We start from the raw sequence: 23156 nt of genomic DNA on the forward strand, positions 1-23156 counted from the left end.
ATGACTTATGCAAAAAAGTTCAAGCATAATCGGGACTCATGGATGAGACCCGATGACTGCTGAATATTCAGGGTGTTATCGTGCTGAATGCTACTTCATGAGGAGACGGAGGACCGACAGTGCCGCTACTTCATAAGAAGGCGCAGGACTTTTTCCTTGGAGCGAATCCAGGGGAAATAGCGGACGGGAAGATCCATCGAGGTGCCGTTCACCAGCACCGCCTTTTTATGGGAAAAGGCATCAAAAGAAAACTGCCCATGGTACGCACCCAGCCCGCTGGCGCCCACGCCGCCGAAGGGTAAATTGGGATTGGCGAGATGCATAAGAGTATCGTTGATACAGCCGCCTCCGAAGCTCACCGAGCCGATAATATCCTGATGCTCGGCAGCATCATCCGAGAAAAGGTAAAGCGCCAGCGGCTTTTCAAAGCCCAGAATAAAACGTTTAGCCTCTTCCAGATCCTTAACGGGAATGATCGGCAGCACAGGTCCAAATATTTCCTCCTGCATCACCGGATCATGAATCTGCACGCCGGTCATCAGAGTCGGTTCGATCAGAAGCTGCCCCGGATCCGAACGGCCCCCAAAGTTCACCTTGCCCGGCTCGATCAGGCGGCTCAGTCTTTGAAAATGCCTCTCGTTGATAATGCGAGGCAGCTGCTCATTCCGCAAGGGATCGGTACCAAAACGCAGCGTAATTTCCCGCCGCAAAGCTTCGATCAAAGCATCATGAACGCCATCCTCGACCAGGACGTAGTCCGGTGCCACACAGGTTTGCCCGGCATTCAAAAACTTGCCGAAGATGATACGACGAGCCGTGACGTCCAGATTCGCTTTGCGGGTCACAAGGCACGGGCTTTTTCCACCCAGCTCCAGCGTGCACGGAGTCAGATGCTTTGCAGCCGCGGACGCAATCACCTTGCCCACGGCTGTGCTGCCGGTGAAGAATATGTGATCCCAGCGACGTGATAAAAGTTCCTGGCTGAGCTCGACGCCACCATTCAAAACGCGCAGGTATTCCGGCGCAAAATTTTCATTGATCAGCTTTTCCAAAAGAACGGCTGTGTGCGGCGCCAGCTCGGAAGGCTTGATGACCGCCACGTTTCCGGCCGCGATGGCTCCGATCACCGGCGCTATAGTCAGCTGGTAGGGATAATTCCAGGGACTGATAATCAGGCTGCGACCCAGGGGTTCAGGGACGATGCGGCTTCGCGCCGGAAATACCGTCAAAGGAGAGCCGACCTTGCGTGGTTTCATCCAGCGCTTCAGGTGTTTCAGCGCATCGGAAATCTCGGCATAAACGATGCCGATTTCTGCCAGGAAGGCTTCCGTTTCATGTTTGCGCAGGTCCTTGCTTAAAGCATCCAGGATGTCCCGTTCATGTAAATGGGCGACCTGCATGAGTTTTTGCAGCTGCTGCCGGCGAAACTCATAGCTGCGCGTCGCACCGCTTTGAAAGTATTGGTCCTGGCGCTTGATAAGGTCATCCAGCAAAAGGGGAGCAGTAATTTGCGGCAAGGCGTGTGACATACGGTATCCATTCTTTCATGAATGACGGTCGTCAAAGGGACGAGCGGCCCCCACTCTAGCATGCACACGCCGGATCGGAAAGTGCCTTATATCGGCATGGGAAGCTTGAGCGATCGGAAGACCTGACGGTTTTTCCGATGCTCCGTATCCTCAATAAATGAGAAATATTTCTCGCGATCCTCGGCATGAATGTCGCAGATATTGATACCGTAACGTTTGATTTTCTTTTCAAAATCCACTTCGCAGCGGATCACCTTGCCGAGGCAGCGGATGGGCTGGTCTTCCAGGAAGAGAGTCAGCTCCAAAAGTGTCGACTCGTGAAAGGGCACGCGGAACCCTGGAGGGCTCGCGAGCAGAAAGCCGGTCTTCGAGACGTTGATGGTTTTCATGTGATAGGGTTCTTCCGAACCAAAAGTCCTGGCTTCAACACGAGTCGGGATCTCCGTATTGAAGCGGGCGAAGCGCACATGATAGTGATGCCGCGTGGTGAAGGACACCTTCCGATGCGAAGACTCAGGAAGTATCCTTTCAAAATTGACTTCAGGATCCGTCGTGATCAAACGGTAGCGTTTATATCCCGGCGGCAGATTCTTTTTCGGAACGATCTGATGCACAACCAAGGGGATCGGCTGGCCATCGCGGTATTCGACCGTAACCTTGGTCCCGACTTCCAGCGAATCGCTGGAGATGATGCCGATATTGTGATGGGATACTTCATAGAGTGCATAGTCAACGGGCTTTTCCCAGCCTGCAACGGACATCAGGCCGAAACCGATACTCTGTTGGGCTAGCGCCTGATCCAAGACCTGTTCTTCTCCGATGAGTGCCGTGGCCGCCATAAAAAATTCTCCAAGACGAAAATCCTCACATAATGACTATCGGCGGAGCTGCAGCAGAATTGAAAGATTTTTATAGCCTACGAAAAGAACAGGTCTAAATTTTAAGCACAACAGAACTTTGCCAAGGATTTCCTGCTGCCGCGGAACGACAGGATTCATCCTTACTTTGCGAAATTTTGTGTGCAAGTTGTCTGGTAGGGATGTCTCATGATGTCTTTAATCCTTTGGAATCTCGCCCATTTTCTATCGATGGAGGTGCGGATTCCAGGGGGCCGCGAAGGGTTGGACAGTCCGATGAATAGCACTCCTTACGGTTAGTCAGGATATTGAAGTGACCGGCTTCATGGTCCCACAGCTTGGAAAAATAGTGCAAGGGAGGGGCCTCGACCCCTCCGCCTGCCCTCGCTCATTTGCCGTTCGATGCCGTGCCTTTTCCGCTTCTATCAGGCTGCACGACTTCATGGGATGGCGCCGTGCCTTTGCCTGCCTGCCCCTTGCGACTCGGATCCTCGTCATGAGGCCCTGGCCCCTTGCCTGCCTTCTGCCCTGGCTGAGACTGCGGCGGTTGTCCCAATGGATTTCGCTGTGGTTCATTTCCGGTACCCATGAGTAAACCTCTCATCCTTACTACATTTTTCTTTGCAGCGCCCACCTTCTGTGGGCAATTCTTTTGACTTCATGAATCGTACCAATTTACCTCAATTCATTTTTCTGGCTCTATAGCGAAAAGAACCGTGAAAGGAGCCCATGATGATAAAGTTTGCAGGCTACACTCTTGCCCTTCTGGGATGGATGAGTCCGGTTGCGGAGGCTCGTTATATCGGGCCGCTTTTGGTGAAAGAGACCAGCACAGGCTTCGTAGTGGCCGAGGATTCCAAAACAGAAAAATGCGAAGTTTTTGCACAAAAGACCGTGTTCACAACAAACTTTGGTGGCGTGGGCAATTTAACTGGCGTTTGGACGAAGAACCAAACGCTCGATGGCGATCTGATGACCTTGATTCAGAATGCAAGGAAGCAGAAGCTTGTGAATCAGCCGGGTGCTGTGGACGGTCCCTCTGTCCGTTATTACGCCTGGATGATCAATCCCGATGATTCGGTGACCCGCGTGATGCTTTATGACGAAAATGGTGGCACGGGTATTATTCTCAGCAATCGTTCTTCCGAAGCCCGCGTGTTGAAGAATGTCCTCGATTCGCTCTGCCCCGAGATGCTGAAGGGAATTGGGCCGGCTCCTATTCCTTGAAAACAGAGGACAGTCAGCCCGTCCTTTCTCTTTGCGAAGGCACTTTTCGGTGTGCCGGAAGGTGCAACTGTAACCATGACGATGTTTTCCAATGTGCTTGACCAGCTTTACTATGGGCCTAATATTTCAGGTGGCATGGGAGGCTGTAAGATCGCTGAAGGCGCGATGGCGGGACCGGGTTTCTGTACGGCTTATCCCAGCGTGTTCCCTTACTTCGGCGAAACCAATCCCACGGTCGAGTATTTCAAGGTCGCCAATTCCAAAACCACGGCTGCGGATCTTACAGCGGATGAGTTTGAACGTTCAAACCCGCGGGCTGGACCTCCAGGTCGCTGGTTTGATTTTTCAGTCGATCTTTTTGAATTTTAGTCCAGCCTTGCCTGCGACATCCAGTGTCAGCTGACGCTTATTCAAACTGATGGAATAGGCCGAAGCAATCAAAGCGCTGCCGCGTTCCACCGAAGCCGGCGCATCATTCATCGTGCAGCGGCTTCCTGTCAGGTCATACCAAAGTTCATCGCGAACAGTAGGAAGCGAACAGCTTTGTTGGTGGAATAACGTATTCAAGGTATCCTGCGACCGAATGCTCGCATGCACTTCCCAGATTCTTCCGTCCAGTTTTTCATCGGCTGCAGTATATGTCATGTAATAACGAGCGATGTAAGAAGACTCTCCACACTGGGCATCCTGATAAACCTGTTTCTCCAGCACGGCCTTCGTCGGATCCAAGAGAAAACTCCAGCGTGTGCTTCCCGAAGCCGACACTTCGCAGAGTGTTTCCCAGTAACCAATCAATCGCGAGTCATCAAGATTTGACTGAGGCATCGAACGTGGGTATTTCGCGGGTTCAGGCACGGGAGTTGTTGCGTTTTCGGGAACGGTTTCCTGACCACAGGCAAAGAGCTGGCTGACAAGCGCAAGGGTAAACAAAAAGCGGTTTAACATAGCGTTTTCTCTCCTTAGGTGCCTGGGATGGGGGAGGCTGGGAGAGGAGTGGGAGAACGGCAAAATATTGCAGTGACCGCAGGTAGCAAAGTCTCTGCTCCTTGTGAGCCACTGCCCGATCTCAAGACGAAGGCATGTGAAGCGAATCGGCAATGCCGTTGTATTGATACCGATGAATGATCCTTGGGGTTTGTTTAACGGACGCCCGCGATGTTTTTGGATTTTCCGGAAGAGCGTAAGCAGCCCGCGGACAAGGAGAAATACTTTTGTTTTTTTGATAAGGAAGAAGTACTCATCGGTGCTGGAAACTTTGCTGAAGAAAAAACCTGGTGATGTGACTTTATCTTCTTTGACGGTAGCTGAACTTCATTATGGTGCCGAGAAAAGCTCCGCTATTGAGAAGAATAGAGAGGCACTCGGATTATTTTTGACAGCATTCGAAATCCTAAATTTCGATATTGCGGCTGCAGAAGAATATGGGCGTATTCGATCCGTTCTTGAAGAAAGTGGGATTTCAAAGCTTAAGACCCAGGATTGGGTTGTGCAGTAGCTGAAGAACCGCAACTGATTTGAAAGTTGCTTCGAAACTTGCTGGACGACAGCATGGAGGCGGCGATGGTCAATGACACCCTGAAGATGGCATTTCGCAGGCGCACCGTAAAAGAGGGATTGATCATACACTCTGACCAGGGAGCGCAGTATGCGAACAGTGAGTTCAGAGGCATACTAAAGGCTTTCAATGCCATCCAGAGCATGAGCCGCAAGGGCGACTGTTGTGATAACCCGGTGGTGGAATCTTTCTTTGCAACCATCAAAGGGGAACTGATAGACCGCCAATCCTGGATCAACAAAGCACAAGCCAGACTCGCGATTGTTGAATGGATCGAATGCTTTTACAACAACTAGAGGCGTCACTCGTCAATTGGTGGCGTCTGTCCCGTGGAATACGAGTCCTTGACAAGCGCTATGCAGGCAGCTTAAGAAAACACTCTACAGAATCCGGGAAATTCCACCGAACTTCATCGAGGCTTGGTCGCAATAGACAAATTTGCAATAAGATCTTTCAAGTCTGACTGAACGACTTTCCAGAGAGCTTCCTCATCGAGATTGAAATACCGATGAACTAAGATATTTCTCATCCCGATAATAGCTTTCCAAGGAATCTTCGATAATCTCGCTCGAGTTTCCTCCGAGACGCGACCCGCAGCTTCGCCAACAGTTTGGATGCACCGAATCACAGCTGCCTTGGTTTTCTTATCCTGACAAAATTCTTCAAAGGACATCTGTCCTACGAATTCAATCGCGTCCGAAGCGTGTTCGATCATGTCTGCAATTAAAATGCGATCATCTCTCTTGGACATATTGATTCACCGCTTCAGCAAGGATAGCTACTTTGAGGCGAGGGTTCAGGCTGCGAGGTGTTACGAGATCAATTCGTCTACCGCCGAAAATCTTGGAGAGCTTTTCAATCATATCGGGCCACCAAAGAAGACTAGGGGTTTGCCCTTCTTCGAACTCAACAAGTACATCGACGTCGCTGGTGGAGGTAAAATCATCTCGAAGAACAGATCCGAATAAAGCCAAACGCTTTACCTTTTGCTGTTCGCAAAACTCCTGGAGTTTCTGGGAATCGAAGCTGATTTTAATAGGCATAAAGGCTCCCTATAGAGGCCAATCTGCTTTTATTGTACCCGAAAAGCAAAGATTTTCCAGCCAGCGAACGCAGGCTCAAAACGATCCAGGTGACCGCGCAGCGGGCACGTCTCTATCGTGGGATTTAATGGAATCTCCAGAAAAGAAAAAACCCGCAGTCGATTTCTCGTACTGCGGGTTTTTCATGGTGGAGGTAAACGGGATCGAACCGATGACCTTCGCAATGCCATTGCGACGCTCTACCAACTGAGCTATACCCCCGATCTCTTTGCAGAAGATCGCCTCACATCGCTGCGAGGTAGACACGGTTTATGCTTGAACCCGATTTCCTTGTCAACGATTTTTCTCTCTGCTTGCCAGGCGGCGGCTGCTCTTTTACGATGATCGCTCCTCAAGAGCCTCTGCGGAAGGAGAATCAGCCCTATGGAACAGAGAGAAGAAAAGTTCAAGAACCTGCTGCTGCTTGGTAGCATACTGGCGGTATTAGGTATCGGCCTGTCCATCTATTCGCTCCTGCACCATCTGGAGCTGAAGCAGGCCGGCGCGACCAGCTTTGCTTGCAACATCAATGACACCCTGAGTTGCGACGATATCGCCAACAGCAAGTTCGCCGAGGACCCCTGGGGCAACCCGATGGGTGTCTACGGAATTGGTTATTTCCTCGGTCTTTTTGCTCTGTTGATCACCGCCCGCGTAAAAGAAAATCTGCGGCAGGATGCCCTGCAAGCATACAGCGTCATGGTTGGCATCGGGGTCGTCGTTTCGATTGCCCTCTTCGGAATTTCTGAATTCGTGATCGGGAAAATCTGCCCAACCTGCGTCGGCGTTTATGCCGTCACCTTGATGCAAGCCGCGGTGCTCTTCTTCACCCGCGACGCTGTGCCCAAACCCTGGAGCATGAAAAGCATCACCAACGGCGGCTGGTATGGAATCATCGCACTGGTTGCAACCGTCGCCGTGTATCAGGTTGTGAAGCCAGCCTCGACCCGTAACTTCAAACCTGACAATCCCATGAGTCAGGAAGAAGTGCAGAAGCACATGGAAAAACTCGGTGCAAGCCGTGGGGAATCGCCCATCCTCGCCTCGCTCGATCCTACGCCTTCACCCTCCGTGAAGATTGATTTCACCGCTTACAGCGGACTCGGCGAGGACTACCGCAAAGGCTCCGATGACGCCAAAGTCAAAATCGTGGAATTCGCCGACTATCAGTGTCCGTCCTGCGCGACCGCTTCCAAGGTGATGAAGGCCCTGCACGCGGATATGGGCGACAAGGTTCTGATCGTCTTCAAAAACTTCCCGCTCGACAGCACGTGTAACCCCACGATGCAATCGAAGATGCACCCCTTCGCCTGCGAAGCGGCGATCATGACCCGTTGCGCGGCCCAGGTCGGAAAATTCTGGGAACTCAACGAGCGCATCTTTGATAACTACCGCGATATAGATTCCACCCGTCTTGTGGCCTGGGCCAAGGATGTGGGCCTCAATGATGACCAGATCAAACAGTGCAAGGCGTCGCCTGATATCGTGAAAAAGATCCAGGATGATGTGAAGCAGGCAAACGAAGCCGGGCTGACCGGAACTCCCACGATTTTTATCAACGGCCGCAAGTATAACGGCGCCGTGGATCCCGAAACGCTGAAGCAGGTCGTCGAGGCTCTGCTGAACAGCTGATTTCAAGAAAAGAAGGCCAGTGATGAATATTAACTTTGAACACGACTACCAACAGAAGATTCTCAGCATGCGTTTTGCCGAGCCCACCACGCTGGGCCAGGACAGCGATGTGATGAACTGGAGGCAGACCTGGCTCAATGCGCTGAAGTCCTGGCATTCGCCTTATAAAGCTGTGATCGACGGATCCCAGCTGCGCCTGGCCCTGGATGCGGACAAGCCTTCCCTTCAGGCGGCGCTCGGCCGGATGGAAAAAGTCCTTGCTGGATTTTTCCTGAAAAAAGCCGTGATCTGGGGCGTCGACAAGGAATTTGCCGACCTCATGCCCTTTGATTACGCCGAGACCGAAGACGCGGCCTGGGAGGCCATCGGCATCAGGAAGGCCCGCGGTCCTGTGGAACCCGCCGATTTTCGCAGCAGCATCCAGCTCCAGAATCATTTCCGCCAGCACGTGGTGGAACTTTCGTTCGCGGCTGATGCCGTCATTGATACCAAGGAAAAGCTGCAGACTCTGCGCAGCAAATTGACCAACAATCTGATGCAGTGGCATTCCGCCTGGAGTCTTCTGGTGGATTGCACGCATCTGGAAATCTCTCCGGATCTGCATGCGGAATGGGAGCAGATGCTGAAGTTTTTCCGCGGCTTTTTCCTGAAGGAAGTGCTGGGTTATTCTCCGAAATCCAAGGAACTGGCCTATCCCTTCCAGGTGTATCGAGCCCGACATAATGCCGCTGGTCGGCTGGAGGCGGAAGGCCTCTTTTCCGGTGAGGATGCCGACTGCAAGAGTCGGAAGTCCTGAGTGTTCACCTTGACCAAGTTTCGACAAGCGGGGTATATAAAGGCTCCATGATGCCCTTGGGGCCTACCCGCTGATTATTTTTCAGGAGTCATGCCGTGCAACCTGTCGAACTTTATCCGATTCAAAATTCCCTTATCCTGCGTGCGCGCGGCGTGGAACTGCTGGTTCTCTCGCATCACGTCACCGAACTGAAGGCACGCAAAGACACCAAGGAATTCGCCGACTACTTTTTGAAGCGCGCGATGGTGAATCGCTCGGCTCGTAAACTTTTCGAAGCCTGGCTGCGCAAGGATACAACTCTGTGGCGCCGGATCTATCACTCGGTGATGCACGACTTTGAAGAGAACAAGGAAGAGACGACGGAAACAGCCGCAGCTGAAACAGCCAAGGCTTAAGACCTCATCCACCCACTGACCCCCTTCAGACTCGGTGATTTATGCCGATAAATCCAGGAGGGGGTGGGTCATGATCCGCAAGTTTCTGATCTGTGGTAAGAAACAGATCTATATGCAAAGTAAGAATATCGAGACCTATAACGAAATCGGCAAAGTCATTGAACTCGTTATGCCGGTCCGCGATTTCTGGGATCTTGAGAAGCTGATCAAAGACGTCAACTACCTTCTGGCTGCGGGTGAAGCCCAGGCCGAGGTTGCCACCTCTTACCGTAAAGTCCTGCGCCGATCGGCTCGTTTCGCGGTGCGGGAGATGGACAGATCCTGGCTCTATGGACAAAAAAATAATCAGTAAACCTGCTGCTTTCCTGGATCGAGACGGTGTTCTCGTTCGTGATACGGGTTACGTCTATCGCATCGAGGATCTTGAGATCCTCCCCCGCGTCCCCGAAGCCCTAAAATTACTCCATGATCATGGTTATCTTCTGATCGTTATCTCCAATCAGGCCGGTGTCGCCCGTGGATACTATTCCACCGATGACGTCGATCACTTCCATGCGGAAATGCAAAAACGCCTGGAACACGAGCTCGGTTTCACCCTGGATGGGATCTATTACTGCCCCCATCATCCCGAAGGCTCCGTCTTCGAACTCGCGATCAGCTGCAGCTGCCGCAAACCGGGAACGGCTCTTTTGGAAAAAGCGGCTCGGGATTTTGCCATAGATTGGGAACACAGCGTGATGGTCGGTGACCGTGCGAGTGATATCGAGTGCGGATTGAAAGCCGGCATCGTGGGTATTCAAATCGAAAGCGATCAGTATGAAGGTCATGAAGCCCCGCACGTAACGGTGCGGGATCTTTTTGAAGCGGCGGAGTGGACGGTGAAACACCGAGCCCCTTAACCGCCGGTCTTGTGATCTTTGTACTTTTTCAAAAGAATTTTGATGCGAGGGCCGCAGCGTTCGCCCTTGCAGCCGCCTGAGCCTGATCCCACCTTTTGATTCACATCGGCCACGGTATCGCAGCCAGGCAGGGCTTCCAGGATTTTTCCCAGCGGAATGCCTTTGCATATACACACAACGCGAGTCATCTGCTTGATCCGCTCACGAGCCTGCTCTTCCGGCGTCAGGGGACGCTCCGTTTCATCATTCAAAATGGAATCCTTGTCATCGGGCATGCCGTACTCCCTTAATCCCCGTTCTTTCACCTTAGCATAAAAACAAGCCAGGGCAGAACAGGCCACATAGGCAGCACCCGGGGCGGAGGGATTCAAATTTTCAGGTAAAGAGCCTGAAGCCAATCCAACCACCGTTCATCGAATGCCGCAAAAATCCAGCCGCTGGCATTGCAGGCCGCATGCAAGGCCATGGCTGCTGTGATACGACCGGATGCAAGATACAGCCATTCGCAGCATAGACCTAAAAGCAGGGGGCCTAGCGGCAGAGCCAGCTGATTCCACTCCCCATTCCCATGCGCCATGGCAAAGACCAGGGCGGACGCATAGGCACCCCAGAATCTTCCCAGCCTTTGCCGGGCCCAGCCCCCTATTCCGTAGCGAAAAACGAGTTCCTCGACAATCGGAATCCAAAGCACAAAGCCCAGGATGCGAGGGTCCCACGCAAGGTCGATCGCTGGGGCACCCTCGACAAACATACGGGTCACCCCCGCAGCCCCAAGACTGCCCCCCAGAATGATCAGCGCCGGTCCATAGGCTCGAAGGCCCCAGCGCCTTGGAATGCGAAGCCCTGCTCCAAAACGCCAAAGGATGACGGCCACTCCGCTGTGAAGCAGGGCAATGGACAACCATCCTGGGGGCAGATTGCGGCCTATAAAGCCATAGAATAGCGAAAGCGCCCAACCCAGAAGGATGAGGACAGCGATAGGAAAAAGGCGCGTGGAGGAGTCGAGGGTGCTCATGCCGTTATTTTGCTGAGCAGGAAATGTCTTTTCAAGGTTTCAATGATGGTGAGCACATCATTTTTCACAAGATAGCCGTTGGCTCCGGCATTGATGCCCAGGTCGCGGGATCCCGTGTCACCCAGCGAGGTGTGCAGGAAGATGGGTATGCTGTCGTAATCGCGATTCTGCCGGGCCTTCGCAATGAAGGTGATGCCGTCCATCTGCGGCATTTCCACATCGGTGATAATCGCATGAACAGGACCGGTCGCGCTGCCAGGCGCTTGCGACTGCTCGAGCTTCTGCAGGCCTTCGCGGCCATTTTTGGCCAGTATCACGCGATAGCCTTCATGATAAAGCGCCCGGGACACATTGGTCAGAATAAGATTGGAATCATCGATCAAAAGCACGCCCGGCGCATTGCGATTCATATTCATGGGCGGTACCTGCGCATCCGGATCAAAGCCATGCTGCATTCCATGCGATGCCATCGCGTGATGACCGTGGGCCTTCGATTCCAGGCTGGCAATGATCTTTTCCAGATCGAGGATGAACAGAAATTCCGAGTCCTCGATCAGCATCATCCCTGTGATGGACGAATTGCTATCCGCGGACGGCGGCAGCACCTTATCCCAGGTCACGCGACGAATGCGCTGCGTGGAATGCACGATGAAGCCGGCCCGCTTCTGGCTGAATTCAGTCACGATAATCTGCTGATCCGGGGTGATCGGGCTATTATAATCACCAAGCACCGAGCAAAGATTCACAGCAGGGATCGGAATGCCCCGCAGCTCGAAAATACCGGCGATGCCGGGAACGGACGACGAAAGCGGATTGATGCGCGGCATGTGCACGACTTCGCGGACTTTCACGACGTTCACCCCGTAGCTGCCTTTGATCACACGGCCGCCGGGGAGGTTGCGATGCAGGGAGAATTCGATCAGTTCAAAATAATTGCCGCCCACCTCGAAGCTGGTATCGAGTTCGGTGAGATTGGCTTTCATACGGTTCAGCATGCTTGTCCCTTTTCGCTGCCTCAATGATCGGAGTTTTTGCGGAAGGCTTGATAGAGACAATAAAAAACCCCGCATTGTCGCGAGGTTAATGAAAGACTGCGAGAATGTTTGGGGCGGGCGGCCCCTTGGTATTTAGGGTTCCACGGTCATCAGGGTCTTGAAATAGACTTCGAGCTGTTTTCTCTGCACATCACTCAGTTTGCCGAAGCGCAGGCCGACTTCGCCTTTGGAGTTGATCCAGGCAACCGTGGCCTTGATCTTGGAATCAGCGGCGGCCAGTGTTTTCTTTTTACGCGCGGCGGCCTTGCCTTCCTCTTCTCCGGCAGGCAATTCGATCGACATCGTGAGTTCCTGGGCTTTTTTCACTTTCAAAGGTCCCTGCAGCTTCACGCAGGCACCGCCGAGGCTGATATTCAAAACCTTGCCATCGACCTTGGGCGCACGCTTGCCGCGACCTGCGGCTTTGCCGACGAGTTGCGTCATGAAGCTGGCCGAGAAGCGGCGCTCCAGACGATGTTTGCTGACCAGAAAACGATCTATTTTTTCGGAAAGATCATCGAAGTTTATCGGCTTGGGAATCCAGGCCGAGGCGTCCTGATAGGCGAAGAGGTTCTCCACGACAGCCTGTTTCACTATGTCGCTGGGATAGGCCGTCATCAGAATCGGTCCATCGTAAACCCGGCGCATGGCCTCCACCAAAGCGGGTCCGTCAACGTCCGGCAAATCAAAGTCCACCACGCAAAGGTCAGGACGGCGAGCCGTGAGGTAATCCAAGGCCTCTTTGCCCGTGGCGGCGACGTCGACGACAGTGCCCATGATTTTGTCTTTGAAGACCTCGGAAGTCATGACGAGGCTGGGCTTGCATGAATCAGCGATCAAAACGGTTGTCATGGAATAATCCCTTTCATGCGTATGAATCTCGATGCAGTCTTCAGAGGCTCAGTGACTTCCAGAATCGAAGGGATGGACCATGCCTCTAGTTCCATTATAGCGAAGGTCACTGGGAAAATACTGCCCCTGCACATCTGTTAGAATCAAAGTGATCCCCAGATGCATTCCCTCTATCGGGAAGGCTGGGATCCAAGGCCCCGATGGGCTGGAAAACCCAAAGGGTACCGATCCTTACCTTTTGTTAATAAGCGCTTGGGAGTTTTCATGCAAAGACTGGCCAAAGCCTGTTTGATGAGCTGCTTGGGAGTTTTCACTCTCCCTGCGCTCGCAATCACTGACCTGCGCCCGGTGACTTTGCCTTTCACGCAGGATCTTAATACGATGCGTGCAAGTCTCACCCTGCCGGTTACAGATCATGTCCAAAAAATCACCATTCCGTCCAAGAAGCTGAAGACAAGGGCCTATAATCCCAAGAAGGATGAAACCATCGAGCCGATCAGCATCACGGTTCCGCGTTCGGAATCGGGTGTGAGCGAGTTGGCAAGGCGCCTCGCATCAGGGGAAAGCAGTGATCAGCTGCAGACGCTCCTTTTTGATCGCATCAAAAAGCAGGGACCGACTACGCGCGCGACGGTGAAGATTGAACTTCAGCCTGATGACTTCAAGCTCATCAACTTTCAATCCTTGAGCCAGGAACTCTCCAAGGAGCACCATCAGGTGACGGTGAAGACCAAGGAACTGGCGGCCGAGAAAGATACCTGGAATGAGTTTCGTAATCAGCTGAGCTATATCCTGCCTCGCGATCAGCTGGCCCGTATCAACAAAAAGGTGAGAAACGGCGTCGACCTTGTTTTGGATGATGACCTCTTGCCCACCTTTGCGAAGAAGATGGCGGGAAAATTCATCATCTATCGCGGACCCAACTGCTTCCATGCGGCCCTGGCTTTCTTTGATCAGCACCTGACCCGCGCTCCTTCGATCAACGTGAAGGAAGAAGAGGGCTATCACAGGGCCATGATCAACTATGATGAGCTATGGCGGGTCATCAGCAGCGAGTTCTATGAGATCGACCCCCGCAATACCCCGCTTAAATACGGGGATCTGATGGTGTTTTTTGGGGTTCCCCAGGAATCGCCCAAGCACATCAACTTCAAATGGATTCGTCATACCGCCATTTACCTTTTTGGCCCCTACACCTTTTCCAAGGGGTCGAAGTCGCCCAATACGCCTTACTCCGTGAAAAAACTGGAGGATGAGTGGTCAACATGGCGTTCTTTAACTCAGAATCTAGGCGTCAAGATCTACCGCCGCCAGCTGAACCTGTCATCCGGACGATTGCCTGTGAAGCGTGACGACTGGATCTATTGATTGACCTGTCTTGCTACTGAAGGAAAAGTGTTTTCCTGGCTCGTCAGGAGTGGTAATAAAAGCCCCCTGCGCCCTTCCTCGGCGCACTGGTTATCACTCCTCAATTAAAGATAAGCCATGACAGTAGCAAAAACGCATCGCTCGACAGCCAAGATTTTTCGTAGTGAACGCTGGAAGAACGATCATAGTAAACAGTTTTTGAACAAGCGCCCGGCAGCCCCTGCCCGTGACGACTCCTGTTGCGGTACGCATAGTCCGGTCCATGGTAATTACGAACAAAGCCTGGATGCGAAATACAAGACCGCGCTGCAGAAGTTCCGTGAACAGGGACTTTTGGAAGGCGTGAGCGTCATTGAACCTGTGGCCTCGCCGCGCTCCACCGGCTATCGCACACACGCGAAACTCGCTGTGCGTCACGTCCGTGAAGCGGTCGTGAAACCTGAAGCGACCGAACGCTTTGCCATCGGTCTTTTCGCAGCGAATTCCCATCAGGTGATTCACCTGAAAGAATGCCCGATGCACCGCGCCTCCATCAACCGCCTTCTGCCCGACCTGCAGGCGGAGCTGGAAGCCTCTAACCTTCAGCCTTACGATGAGGAAACCCATACGGGTGACCTTCGCTATCTGGCCATCCGCGCCACGCATCTGACCGAAGAGCTGATGCTGACCTTTGTCACGCGTGAAGAGAAGGACAAGGTCGAGCTGAAGGCCATGATCCTTCGTTTGCGGCAGAAAGGGCACGTGATCGTGTCCGCGTTCCAGAACATCAATCCCAATCGCACCAATGCCATCTTCGGTTCGCTCAGCAAAAAGCTGGTCGGAGCGGATGGTCTGCGTGAGTCCCTCTGTGGCCTGACCTTTGAAATCGGTCCCACCAGTTTCTTTCAGGTCAATCCCTGGACTGCGGAGATGATCTATCGCCGCGTGGAGCAGATCGGTGGTCATCGTCAGGGTGATGCCGTGGCCTGGGACCTTTACTGCGGAACGGGTCAGATTTCGATGCTGCTCGCGCAGGCGGGATACCGGACACTTGGTATCGAAGAAAACCCACAGGCCATTGGTGATGCGGAAGCCAACTGTGTGCGCAATGCAATCCCGGCTGCGCTCCGTCCCGCTTATATTTCGGGCCGCGTGGAAGATCTGGACGGACGTTTCCCCAGCTGGTCGGAAAAGCCTGAATTGATCGTGGCCAACCCTTCACGCCGCGGACTGGCGCCTGCGGCCCGTGAACTGGTGCTGAACGGCCTCCGTCAGCGTCCTGGCAGCCGCTTTGTCTATGTGTCCTGTGAAGCGGAGACGCTCATCCGTGATCTCGTGGAGCTGACCAAAGCCGGCCATAAGCTCCTCCAGCTTGAGTGTTTTGACATGTTCCCTTACACCGAAAAACTGGAATGGCTGGCCGTCATCCAGTAAGTCCTTCCTTGAATACCTGGGAGCTGCCTCGACAAGCAGCTCCCGCCTGCGATATACAAGTGTTCAGCACCAACAAGATGGGCAGAACACGCGATGAGCTACGATAACTTCGTTCAACCGAATCCTGAAACATTGACCTACGGTCGTTATCTTCATGTTCATGATCTTTTGGGCCTGCAGCAGGAGCTGTCGGAGCCGAAAGAGCACGATGAACTTCTTTTTATTGTCATTCATCAGGTTTACGAACTTTGGTTCAAACAGATTCTGCATGAGCTGAAGCACTGTCAGGAATCCCTGGCCCGTGACGATATCATGCCCATGACCAAGGCCCTGCACCGGGTCACGACCATTCAGAAAGTCCTTTTGCAGCAGGTCGATATTCTGGAAACCATGACCCCGACGGAATTCAATCGCTTCCGCAAAAATCTGAATCCCGCCAGTGGTTTTCAATCCTATCAGTTCCGTGAATTTGAATTCCGCCTGGGTATGAAAAATCCGGCTCATCTGCGCTTCTTTGCCCATGATGCGGTGGCATCGGCCAAACTTGAAGTCGCCATGCGCGAGCCCACGCTTTATGATCATTTTCTGCGTTATTTGAAACGGCAGGGTTTGGCTGTCCCCCAGGATGTGCTGGATCGTGATGTGACGCAGATTCCCAGCAGTCATCCCGAACTGGTCAAGCTCTTTACCGGGATCTATCAAAACCCCGGACAGAATTATCAGCTCTATATGGTGCTGGAAGCGCTCGTCGATCTGGACGAACTTTTGGTACTATGGAGGTACCGTCATGTGCAGATGGTGCGCCGGATGATCGGTGATCTTTCAGGAACCGGAGGTTCGCTGGGAGCCCGTTATCTGCAGTCCACGCTGAATAAAAACGCCTTCCCGGATATCTGGGAGGTTCGCAATCATCTGGGGCAAGGCACGACGCCCTATGGGTCCCGCTGAAGAGCCGTTCAAGGAGAATGCATGAGTCTGAATGAAGTCACGCTCAATCTGCCGAATTATCCCATGGAAGAGCTGTCGAAGATTCGTCAGCGTCTGATCAGCCAGAACAAAAAGGTTTTCGACTTTGGAACGGGTGATCCCAAGATCCCCACCTGGGCTCCGATCCGCGAGGCGGTGGCGCAGAGCGTGACTCCTATCAGTCAGTATCCTGCCACCCGGGGTGGACCGGATCTGATTGAATCCATCTGGGGCTATTGCAATCGGAACTTTGGCATTAAAAGCGGCCAGGGTTTCGATATCATGGCGACCAACGGCAGCAAGGAGGCGATTTTCCATATCGCGCTGTGCCTTGTGGGCCGCGCGGGTGGCAAGAAAATCATCGCCTATCCGGATCCCGGCTATCCCGTTTATCGCAGCTCCGCGCTCTACGCGGGCGGCATTCCCTATCCCATGCATCTGAAAGCCGAGAATGATTTTCAGATGGAACCATGGACTCTGCCCGAAGAGGTGCAGAAGAATATCGCGGCGCTGTGGATCAACTATCCGCATAACCCCACAGGTGCGATCCTGAAGAAGGGTCATCTGGAAAAGATTATCGAATGGTGTGAAAAGCGCGATGTCGTTCTCTTGGCCGATGACTGCTACATCGACATTTACAATCCGGCCTGGGATAAGGAGGGAAAAAAACCTCTGACCCCGATCACCTATACCTCGAAAAATGTCTACTCCTTCATGAGCCTTTCCAAACGCTCGGGCATGACCGGCTATCGCAGTGGTTTTCTGATCGGCGATTCGCGTTATATGGGATTGGTGGGTACGGCCAGGGCCAACATGGGCGTTGGAACGCCGACGATGCTGCAGAAGGCGGCTGCTATTGCATGGGCTGATGACAGGCACGTGGCCGAGCGTCGGCAGATCTTTGCCAAACGCATCGAGCTGGCTATTCCCTATCTGCAAAAACTCGGCATGATCGAACACAAACCGGAAGCCACCTTCTATCTTTGGTGCAAGGTGCCCAAGGGCATGGATGATGTTGCGTTCTGTCTGCGTCTTGCGGAAGAGGGCGTGATCACCAGCCCTTCGCAGTGGCTCAGCGAGGGCATGAAGGGTTCCATGCGCTTTGCCCTCGTTCCCGAAGACCCGGATACGGTCGAGGCGATGGAGATCGTCACGCGTTTGGTCAAAAACTTATAAACAGCATTTTCCCCTGTGCTGGCCGCATCCTCGTGGCCGGCCCTGACTCCGCCCGGTATACCCAGCCTTATTTCCTGCGCCTGATCTCCGATAGCGATAGAGCAATAGTTTCATTGCAAGGCGTGATCCGAGAGGCTCTATGTCCCTTGGCGGCAAATTTGGTTTGGAACTCCTCGACGTTCTGGAACTTCCAGGACGACCCTATCGCCTTGCGCGCGCGGTCCGGTCGAGCGATGGGCATGCCTTCCTGGTGAAAATCATTCCCGCCCGTCACGAAAGTGTGGCGCGTCTTCGAAGTGAATTCGCGCTTTTGCGTTCGCTATCGCTGCCCCTTTTTCCTGAGGCGCAGGTTTGGGAGCAGGATAACGAGGAATGCTGGGCGATTTATACCGGCCCGATTGTAACGCCTCTGCCTCGCGTTCTGGAACGGTCGGAAAGCACGGTCAGCGCTCGTTTGGATCTTGTCGTGAACCTGACGGAAGCTCTGGTCGAGCTGCACAAGCGCGGCTTCATCCTTTTGAATCTGAACCCATGGTCCTGCCTTGTGCGGGATGATGATCATAGCTTCATGTTCCTGGATGCGAGTCACATGCGCAGTCGATCACGCCGGGAATCCTCGCCGCCGCTAATCTTTGAACCGGATCCCGGCCACTGGCCCTACATGGCTCCTGAACAAACCGGGGTGAGCAATCAACCCGTGGATCAGCGCAGCGATCTTTATTCCCTGGGGATGACCCTTTATCAGCTCTTTGGCGGGGAATTGACCACGTCCCAGAAAAATCGCGATGAATGCAGCCACTGGCACATGACCATGATCCCGGATCAGCTGACCGATCGAATCATGAATTTTTCACCGTATATTTCCGCGATCGTTGCGAAGCTCTGCAAGAAGCCGCCGCTGGAACGCTATCAAACATCCTGGGGCGTGCTGCAGGATTTGCGTGAAGCCCTGTCGTCATCCCAGGCGAATCTTCCCGATCAGATGCTGTCGATCGGCACTCGGGATGTTCCCGACGAGCTGCGTTTCCCTGATAAAATCTATGGGCGTGACGTTGAAATCGCCGAACTCGACGCCGTCTATCAGCGTTTCATCTCGGGTGAATCCGTCTCGCTTTTGGTGGAAGGCCGATCCGGCATCGGCAAAACGCGGCTGCTCGGACACATTCATGAGCTGAGCAAGGCCAGCGGCTGTCTTCTGGCTCGTGGATCCTCGGTGCCGGATACCACAACGAGGCCCTTTGCTCCCATCATGGAAGCGGTCGATGAGCTTGTGCATCACCTTCTGCAAAAACCCCAGCGCGAGATGCTGGCCTGGCGGAAGAAAATCTTTGATAGCGTCGGTGAAAACGTCGCGCTCATGATCCATCTCTGTCCTGATCTTTCGCTGGTGCTCGGCAATGCCGAGGATATTCCCTCGCTGCCGCCGAAAGAGGAGAAAATCCGTTTCGAGATGACGCTCAGGAATTTCATTCGCACCTTCTGCCAGCGCGAGCATCCGCTGATTCTTGTCTTCGAACAGGTGCAGTGGCTCGACAGTGGGACGCTGGATATGCTCGATGCGATCCTGCGTGGGGATAAGATCGAGCATCTTTTCCTGATTCTGACCTATGCGACGGATACCAAGAACATTCGCTGCAAGGTCGAGAGTGTCACCGAGCTTCTGCAGTGCGCCTTCGTGCATCATGCCGTCATGCATCTGCACCCGCTTTCGACCAATAACATCTCCAGGCTTCTGGCGGAACTCTTCATGATGGACCAGGACCGGGTGGAAGACCTGGCCGGGATCATCTTTCAAAAGACCGGCGGCGTGCCTCTTTTCGTTCGCAACATGATCCAGGGCCTGACCGAGCACGGCGCGATTTCCTTTGATTATCGGCGTTTCTGCTACTTTTGGAACCTCTCCATTGCCCAGCAGTGGAAGATCAATGACAGCATGGTCAATCACGTGCTGCTTCAGCTGCAGAAACTGCAGACCGGGGATGTCGATCTTTTGGGAGTGGCCGCCTGCATTGGCCGTGAATTCCGCGTCAATGATCTTCAGGCGGTGTCGGGGCTTGATATCGAAACCGTTCGCGCATCCCTCAGACGGGCCTGTGAGCGGGGCCTTACTTTCGTTGTGAATGATGACAGCTGGGACAAGGGCGAAGAGCAGTCCGATCGCTTTGTCATCGAAGGCCTTCTGCGTTTTGCCCATGAAGCGATTCGGGAAGTGGCCTCGGATGTTTTAACACCCGAAGCGAAAAGGTCCGTGCATCGTGCCATCGCCGAGCAGTACATGCTGCATGTGGCCGAAAGCGGGCAGCAGGATCGCCTCTTTTCCATCGTCGATCACTTCAATCAGAGCATCAACCGTGATCAGACCTGTGAAGACATCCGTCTTGCCGAGATGAACCTGGGTGCCGCACGCAAGGCCCGGGTTTCCGCGTCCTTTGCTCAGGCGCTGACATATCTTCATATGGCGGTCTTTTACCTGGGGGATAAGCCTTGGACGAAGTACTATCGCCAGTGTCTCGCCATCCACGAGGAAATGGCTATTGGCGCCTTCCTGAATAAGGACAAGGAGCTTTTGCATCAGGTGGTTGAAGAGGCGTTGAGGAACACCCGGGATCCGGTGGACACCATCGTCTTCCACGAAATGAAGATCGCCGAGATCATGAGCCGGGATCTGGAAGAAGCCCTTGATTATGCAGTGCCTGTCCTGAACATCTTCGGTTTTCATTTCCCCAAACGCCCTGGCACGATCTGGGTTCTTCTGCAACTTTTGCGAACTCTTGTTCGGATGAAAACCACCAATTACCTGCGCCGCCTTGAAAATGTCGGGCACTCGCACGATCTGCTCAGTGCGGCGGCGATCCGCATAGCGACCCGGGTGGGCTCGGCGGCCTACCTTGTCCGTCCCAATCTTATGCCTGTTCTGGTGACCAAAGGTTTTGAACTGGGCCTTAAATACGGTCATGTCCCCTCGATGCCCTTCGCCTATGCCGGACTTTCAACGATACTGCTGGCTGTATTCGGTCAGTATCGCGAAGCCTTCCGTCTGGCCCGATATTCCGAGGCGCTGGTTCGTCAGTTCGAGGATAAGCAGCAGCAATGCCGTGTCGATCACATGCTCAATGCTTTTATCTATCCATGGTCCGAGTCCATGCGGCATTGCCTCATTGGACTCTTGAAGGCCTTTCGCAACGGCGTGGAATATGGTGAATATGAATTCGCCATTCATGCGATCAACCTTTACTGCCACTATAGTTTCTATGCCGGCAGCTCTCTTCAGAAACTGGAAGAGGAATTCGTTGAATATCGCCGCATCGTCGGTGATCTGCATCATAACTATCTGAATGCGCATACGGATATGGCCCGTCAGACCATTATGAATCTCTGCCTCGATTCGGGTGATACGACGGTGATGACAGGCCCTCTCTTCGACCACCGCAAACAGGTCGAGCTCATGACCAAGGCGCCTGATTTCACCTTCTATTATGCGACGAACAGCGCCGTACTCTGCACGCTTTACCACGATGTGCAGGAAGGTTTCCGCTTCGTGGACATGGCTCATCGGCATCGGCAGTCGGCCATGGGTTCCTATGGGGTCTCGGTTTATCGCTTCTATCAAGGCATACTTTTGGCTCGCGCGGCATCCACAGGTTTAAGAAATCGCGCCCTGAGTATTCTGAAACTGAAAAATTCCGCTCGCATGTTCAAGCGCTGGATGAAGTATGTGCCGCAGAACCAGGCGCATCGCTATCACCTTTTGAATGCGGAGCTTCAGCGCCTCCAGGGACGTCCGCTCCTGGCGCTCGAAGCCTATGCCCATGCCATACGCGGAGCCGAGGAATCCGGTGTTCAGCAGGATCTGGGGCTGGCGTGCGAGCAGCTGGCCGGCCTCTTTCATAGTCTCGGTCTACAAAGCCTGGCCCACGATTATCTTCGCAAGGCTTTTGATGCCTATCAAAGATGGGGTGCCAGCAAACTCGTCGTGCGGCTCAAGGAGCACTATCGCAGCTGGCAGATGGCGGAATTACCGTCCCACGGTCTGAAGGTCGCCGAGCATTCCTACGATATCCAGTATCTGCAGCGTGTGCTCTCCGAGATGACGCGCGAAACCACCGATGCACGACTGATCGCCAAAATCCTGGCCAGCTCGGTTCACCTGGCGGGTGCTGACTGCGGTCACTTCATCCTGAAAAGTTTTGATGACAAGAACTACCGCGTGCGGCAGTCTTTTAACGACGGCGTGATTACCCAGACCGATAAAGGCTTCATGGCTCTTGATACCATCTGCAAGAGCCTTGTGAACTATGTGATCCGCACCCGCCGCTCGGTGGTGGTTGCCGATGCCCAGGTGCCTCAGAAGGCAATCCCAGGTTTGGAGCGTGATCCTTATGTGATGGAAAAAATGATTCGATCCCTGGCCTGCATTCCCATCGAGATCGGCAGCGGATCCGAGCGCGAACTCATCGCCGTCATCTATCTGGAAAACAGCGTTTCCTCGCATGTCTTCACCCAGGAGCGTTTGCGGCTGCTTGAACTCGTCGGCCAGGCCACAGCAGGTCGCCTGGAGCTCTCCGAAAAAGCCCATACGCTGGAAGAATCCCTGAAAGAAGCTCAGCTCGTGCAGCAGGCTCTCTTCCCGACGATCAAACGCCTTGGTTCCTTTGCGGTCGCGGATCACTTCAAAGCCGCCGATCATACCGGCGGCGACTGGTACGGGTATTATGAAGAGGAGCGTCGGCAACGCGCCTACTTCTTCATCGGGGATGTAACCGGGCATGGCGTGTCATCGGCTTTGATCACAGGAACGGCAGCCGGTTCCGTGTATGGATCCATCGCCACGCTGCAGGCTGTTCAACGGGATATGAGTCTTACAGAAACCACCGAGATCCTGGCCAACTGCGTGAACAGGGCGGTCTATGACACAGCCGCCAAGGTCGATAAATTCATGACCATGGTCTTTGTCTCCTTCGACTCGCGCACGGGTGAAGTCGCCTTCATCAACGCCGGTCATCCGAATGGCTTCATTATCTCGGATTATAAGGTCAAACCGCTGCTCGGCAAAGGCAGCCCGCTCGGCTTTCATCGCGACCCTATTTTCAAGGTGCAAAGGCTTCAGCTGCAGCCAGGGGATATTCTTTTCTTCTATACGGATGGATTGATTGAGAATGAAGGTCCGGAAGGGGAAAAACTGCATCCGCGTGATCTGGCGCGCGTGCTCGAATTTTCCCGCGAACCGGATCTGATCAAAAAGCAGCTTCTGAAACAAACGGACAGCATCTGGCAGAATCAGAAAGCTGCGGATGACTATGCCTTCGTCATCATTCGCTGGGACGGCTACCGCCAGGGCAAGTCAGTCAAAGCCAGCTGAT

At 53.5% G+C, this 23156-nt stretch carries 23 protein-coding genes and 1 tRNA gene; 14 read left to right on the plus strand and 10 right to left on the minus strand.

Translation table 11 applies throughout. The annotated features are described in order from the left end of the window. Positions 1-125 precede the first annotated feature (125 nt). Both VFO10_RS28150 and VFO10_RS28155 read right to left on the minus strand, forming a co-directional pair. Complete coding sequence (locus tag VFO10_RS28150; RefSeq protein ID WP_325145353.1) at positions 126-1529, minus strand: aldehyde dehydrogenase; 1404 nt, start codon at positions 1527-1529, stop codon at positions 126-128. An 86-nt stretch (positions 1530-1615) separates the two neighbouring features. After that, positions 1616-2368, minus strand: coding sequence for a PilZ domain-containing protein (locus VFO10_RS28155; RefSeq protein ID WP_325145354.1), 753 nt, complete (start codon positions 2366-2368; stop codon positions 1616-1618). A gap of 750 nt (positions 2369-3118) precedes the next feature. On the opposite strand from VFO10_RS28155, the gene VFO10_RS28160 reads away from it, so the two are divergent. After that, a complete protein-coding gene (locus tag VFO10_RS28160; RefSeq protein WP_325145355.1) occupies positions 3119-3613 on the plus strand; it encodes a hypothetical protein in 495 nt (164 codons plus the stop codon). A 75-nt stretch (positions 3614-3688) separates the two neighbouring features. Continuing rightward, positions 3689-3982 (plus strand): hypothetical protein, encoded by a 294-nt coding sequence (locus tag VFO10_RS28165; protein WP_325145356.1) that lies wholly within the window; start codon positions 3689-3691, stop codon positions 3980-3982. On the opposite strand, the gene VFO10_RS28170 is transcribed toward VFO10_RS28165, so the two are convergent. Next, complete coding sequence (locus VFO10_RS28170; protein WP_325145357.1) at positions 3959-4558, minus strand: hypothetical protein; 600 nt, start codon at positions 4556-4558, stop codon at positions 3959-3961. The genes VFO10_RS28165 and VFO10_RS28170 overlap by 24 nt on opposite strands. Positions 4559-4694: 136 nt before the next feature. On the opposite strand from VFO10_RS28170, the gene VFO10_RS28175 reads away from it, so the two are divergent. Both VFO10_RS28175 and VFO10_RS28180 read left to right on the plus strand, forming a co-directional pair. Continuing rightward, entirely contained in the window at positions 4695-5108 is a 414-nt protein-coding gene (locus VFO10_RS28175; RefSeq protein ID WP_325145358.1) for a type II toxin-antitoxin system VapC family toxin, read from the plus strand. 53 nt (positions 5109-5161) lie between these two features. Further along, positions 5162-5464, plus strand: coding sequence for a DDE-type integrase/transposase/recombinase (locus tag VFO10_RS28180; RefSeq protein WP_325145359.1), 303 nt, complete (start codon positions 5162-5164; stop codon positions 5462-5464). A gap of 113 nt (positions 5465-5577) precedes the next feature. On the opposite strand, the gene VFO10_RS28185 is transcribed toward VFO10_RS28180, so the two are convergent. The 3 genes from VFO10_RS28185 to VFO10_RS28195 form a co-directional block, all read right to left on the minus strand. Next, positions 5578-5919 (minus strand): DUF86 domain-containing protein, encoded by a 342-nt coding sequence (locus tag VFO10_RS28185; RefSeq protein ID WP_325145360.1) that lies wholly within the window; start codon positions 5917-5919, stop codon positions 5578-5580. Further along, the gene (locus VFO10_RS28190; protein WP_325145361.1) at positions 5903-6211 is read right to left on the minus strand and encodes a nucleotidyltransferase family protein; all 309 of its coding nucleotides are present in this window, start codon (positions 6209-6211) and stop codon (positions 5903-5905) included. Before VFO10_RS28190 ends, VFO10_RS28185 begins: the two co-directional genes overlap by 17 nt. Before the next feature lie 185 nt (positions 6212-6396). Further along, a tRNA-Ala gene (locus VFO10_RS28195) sits at positions 6397-6472 on the minus strand. Positions 6473-6634: 162 nt separating this feature from the next. Here VFO10_RS28195 and VFO10_RS28200 point away from each other — a divergent pair. The 5 genes from VFO10_RS28200 to VFO10_RS28220 all read left to right on the plus strand — a co-directional run bounded on the left by VFO10_RS28200 (position 6635) and on the right by VFO10_RS28220 (position 9972). Continuing rightward, the gene (locus VFO10_RS28200) at positions 6635-7882 is read left to right on the plus strand and encodes a thioredoxin domain-containing protein (protein WP_325145362.1); all 1248 of its coding nucleotides are present in this window, start codon (positions 6635-6637) and stop codon (positions 7880-7882) included. Positions 7883-7904: 22 nt separating this feature from the next. Further along, complete coding sequence (locus VFO10_RS28205; RefSeq protein WP_325145363.1) at positions 7905-8678, plus strand: hypothetical protein; 774 nt, start codon at positions 7905-7907, stop codon at positions 8676-8678. A 95-nt stretch (positions 8679-8773) separates the two neighbouring features. Then, positions 8774-9073 (plus strand): hypothetical protein, encoded by a 300-nt coding sequence (locus VFO10_RS28210; RefSeq protein WP_325145364.1) that lies wholly within the window; start codon positions 8774-8776, stop codon positions 9071-9073. A gap of 70 nt (positions 9074-9143) precedes the next feature. Further along, positions 9144-9425 (plus strand): hypothetical protein, encoded by a 282-nt coding sequence (locus tag VFO10_RS28215; RefSeq protein WP_325145365.1) that lies wholly within the window; start codon positions 9144-9146, stop codon positions 9423-9425. Next, complete coding sequence (locus VFO10_RS28220) at positions 9403-9972, plus strand: HAD family hydrolase (RefSeq protein WP_325145366.1); 570 nt, start codon at positions 9403-9405, stop codon at positions 9970-9972. Before VFO10_RS28215 ends, VFO10_RS28220 begins: the two co-directional genes overlap by 23 nt. Here VFO10_RS28220 and VFO10_RS28225 read toward each other — a convergent pair. The 4 genes from VFO10_RS28225 to VFO10_RS28240 form a co-directional block, all read right to left on the minus strand. Continuing rightward, positions 9969-10247 (minus strand): (2Fe-2S)-binding protein, encoded by a 279-nt coding sequence (locus VFO10_RS28225; protein ID WP_325145367.1) that lies wholly within the window; start codon positions 10245-10247, stop codon positions 9969-9971. The genes VFO10_RS28220 and VFO10_RS28225 overlap by 4 nt on opposite strands. A 92-nt stretch (positions 10248-10339) precedes the next feature. Beyond that, complete coding sequence (locus VFO10_RS28230; RefSeq protein WP_325145368.1) at positions 10340-10987, minus strand: type II CAAX endopeptidase family protein; 648 nt, start codon at positions 10985-10987, stop codon at positions 10340-10342. Continuing rightward, entirely contained in the window at positions 10984-11982 is a 999-nt protein-coding gene (locus tag VFO10_RS28235) for a chemotaxis protein CheV (protein ID WP_325145369.1), read from the minus strand. The genes VFO10_RS28230 and VFO10_RS28235 overlap by 4 nt, the downstream gene beginning before the upstream one ends. A 132-nt stretch (positions 11983-12114) precedes the next feature. Continuing rightward, positions 12115-12873: a response regulator gene (locus VFO10_RS28240; RefSeq protein WP_325145370.1), complete on the minus strand. Its 759-nt coding sequence runs from the start codon at positions 12871-12873 to the stop codon at positions 12115-12117. 381 nt (positions 12874-13254) lie between these two features. On the opposite strand from VFO10_RS28240, the gene VFO10_RS28245 reads away from it, so the two are divergent. From VFO10_RS28245 to VFO10_RS28265, 5 genes are all read left to right on the plus strand, one after another. Continuing rightward, complete coding sequence (locus VFO10_RS28245; protein ID WP_325145371.1) at positions 13255-14241, plus strand: hypothetical protein; 987 nt, start codon at positions 13255-13257, stop codon at positions 14239-14241. 117 nt (positions 14242-14358) lie between these two features. Then, positions 14359-15654, plus strand: a complete 1296-nt coding sequence (gene rlmD / locus VFO10_RS28250; RefSeq protein WP_325145372.1) for a 23S rRNA (uracil(1939)-C(5))-methyltransferase RlmD — start codon at positions 14359-14361, stop codon at positions 15652-15654. A gap of 93 nt (positions 15655-15747) precedes the next feature. Then, positions 15748-16602: a tryptophan 2,3-dioxygenase gene (locus VFO10_RS28255; protein WP_325145373.1), complete on the plus strand. Its 855-nt coding sequence runs from the start codon at positions 15748-15750 to the stop codon at positions 16600-16602. Between the two features lie 21 nt (positions 16603-16623). Further along, positions 16624-17796: a pyridoxal phosphate-dependent aminotransferase gene (locus tag VFO10_RS28260; RefSeq protein WP_325145374.1), complete on the plus strand. Its 1173-nt coding sequence runs from the start codon at positions 16624-16626 to the stop codon at positions 17794-17796. Positions 17797-17935: 139 nt separating this feature from the next. Further along, the gene (locus VFO10_RS28265; protein WP_325145375.1) at positions 17936-23155 is read left to right on the plus strand and encodes a SpoIIE family protein phosphatase; all 5220 of its coding nucleotides are present in this window, start codon (positions 17936-17938) and stop codon (positions 23153-23155) included. The last annotated feature ends 1 nt before the right edge of the window (position 23156 follow it).

It is taken from the genome of Oligoflexus sp., from assembly GCF_035712445.1.
Taxonomy (GTDB): Bacteria; Bdellovibrionota_B; Oligoflexia; order Oligoflexales; family Oligoflexaceae; genus Oligoflexus.

What these genes read in the sequence shown, in the direction of transcription:
- VFO10_RS28150 (WP_325145353.1), bottom strand. Translation starts at nt 1,529, where the DNA reads ATGTCACACGCCTTGCCGCAAATTACTGCTCCCCTTTTGCTGGATGAC.
- VFO10_RS28155 (WP_325145354.1), bottom strand. Translation starts at nt 2,368, where the DNA reads ATGGCGGCCACGGCACTCATCGGAGAAGAACAGGTCTTGGATCAGGCG.
- VFO10_RS28160 (WP_325145355.1), top strand. Translation starts at nt 3,119, where the DNA reads ATGATAAAGTTTGCAGGCTACACTCTTGCCCTTCTGGGATGGATGAGT.
- VFO10_RS28165 (WP_325145356.1), top strand. Translation starts at nt 3,689, where the DNA reads ATGACGATGTTTTCCAATGTGCTTGACCAGCTTTACTATGGGCCTAAT.
- VFO10_RS28170 (WP_325145357.1), bottom strand. Translation starts at nt 4,558, where the DNA reads ATGTTAAACCGCTTTTTGTTTACCCTTGCGCTTGTCAGCCAGCTCTTT.
- VFO10_RS28180 (WP_325145359.1), top strand. Translation starts at nt 5,162, where the DNA reads ATGGAGGCGGCGATGGTCAATGACACCCTGAAGATGGCATTTCGCAGG.
- VFO10_RS28185 (WP_325145360.1), bottom strand. Translation starts at nt 5,919, where the DNA reads ATGTCCAAGAGAGATGATCGCATTTTAATTGCAGACATGATCGAACAC.
- VFO10_RS28190 (WP_325145361.1), bottom strand. Translation starts at nt 6,211, where the DNA reads ATGCCTATTAAAATCAGCTTCGATTCCCAGAAACTCCAGGAGTTTTGC.
- VFO10_RS28200 (WP_325145362.1), top strand. Translation starts at nt 6,635, where the DNA reads ATGGAACAGAGAGAAGAAAAGTTCAAGAACCTGCTGCTGCTTGGTAGC.
- VFO10_RS28205 (WP_325145363.1), top strand. Translation starts at nt 7,905, where the DNA reads ATGAATATTAACTTTGAACACGACTACCAACAGAAGATTCTCAGCATG.
- VFO10_RS28215 (WP_325145365.1), top strand. Translation starts at nt 9,144, where the DNA reads ATGATCCGCAAGTTTCTGATCTGTGGTAAGAAACAGATCTATATGCAA.
- VFO10_RS28220 (WP_325145366.1), top strand. Translation starts at nt 9,403, where the DNA reads ATGGACAAAAAAATAATCAGTAAACCTGCTGCTTTCCTGGATCGAGAC.
- VFO10_RS28225 (WP_325145367.1), bottom strand. Translation starts at nt 10,247, where the DNA reads ATGCCCGATGACAAGGATTCCATTTTGAATGATGAAACGGAGCGTCCC.
- VFO10_RS28230 (WP_325145368.1), bottom strand. Translation starts at nt 10,987, where the DNA reads ATGAGCACCCTCGACTCCTCCACGCGCCTTTTTCCTATCGCTGTCCTC.
- VFO10_RS28235 (WP_325145369.1), bottom strand. Translation starts at nt 11,982, where the DNA reads ATGCTGAACCGTATGAAAGCCAATCTCACCGAACTCGATACCAGCTTC.
- VFO10_RS28240 (WP_325145370.1), bottom strand. Translation starts at nt 12,873, where the DNA reads ATGACAACCGTTTTGATCGCTGATTCATGCAAGCCCAGCCTCGTCATG.
- VFO10_RS28245 (WP_325145371.1), top strand. Translation starts at nt 13,255, where the DNA reads ATGCGTGCAAGTCTCACCCTGCCGGTTACAGATCATGTCCAAAAAATC.
- rlmD (WP_325145372.1), top strand. Translation starts at nt 14,359, where the DNA reads ATGACAGTAGCAAAAACGCATCGCTCGACAGCCAAGATTTTTCGTAGT.
- VFO10_RS28255 (WP_325145373.1), top strand. Translation starts at nt 15,748, where the DNA reads ATGAGCTACGATAACTTCGTTCAACCGAATCCTGAAACATTGACCTAC.
- VFO10_RS28260 (WP_325145374.1), top strand. Translation starts at nt 16,624, where the DNA reads ATGAGTCTGAATGAAGTCACGCTCAATCTGCCGAATTATCCCATGGAA.
- VFO10_RS28265 (WP_325145375.1), top strand. Translation starts at nt 17,936, where the DNA reads ATGTCCCTTGGCGGCAAATTTGGTTTGGAACTCCTCGACGTTCTGGAA.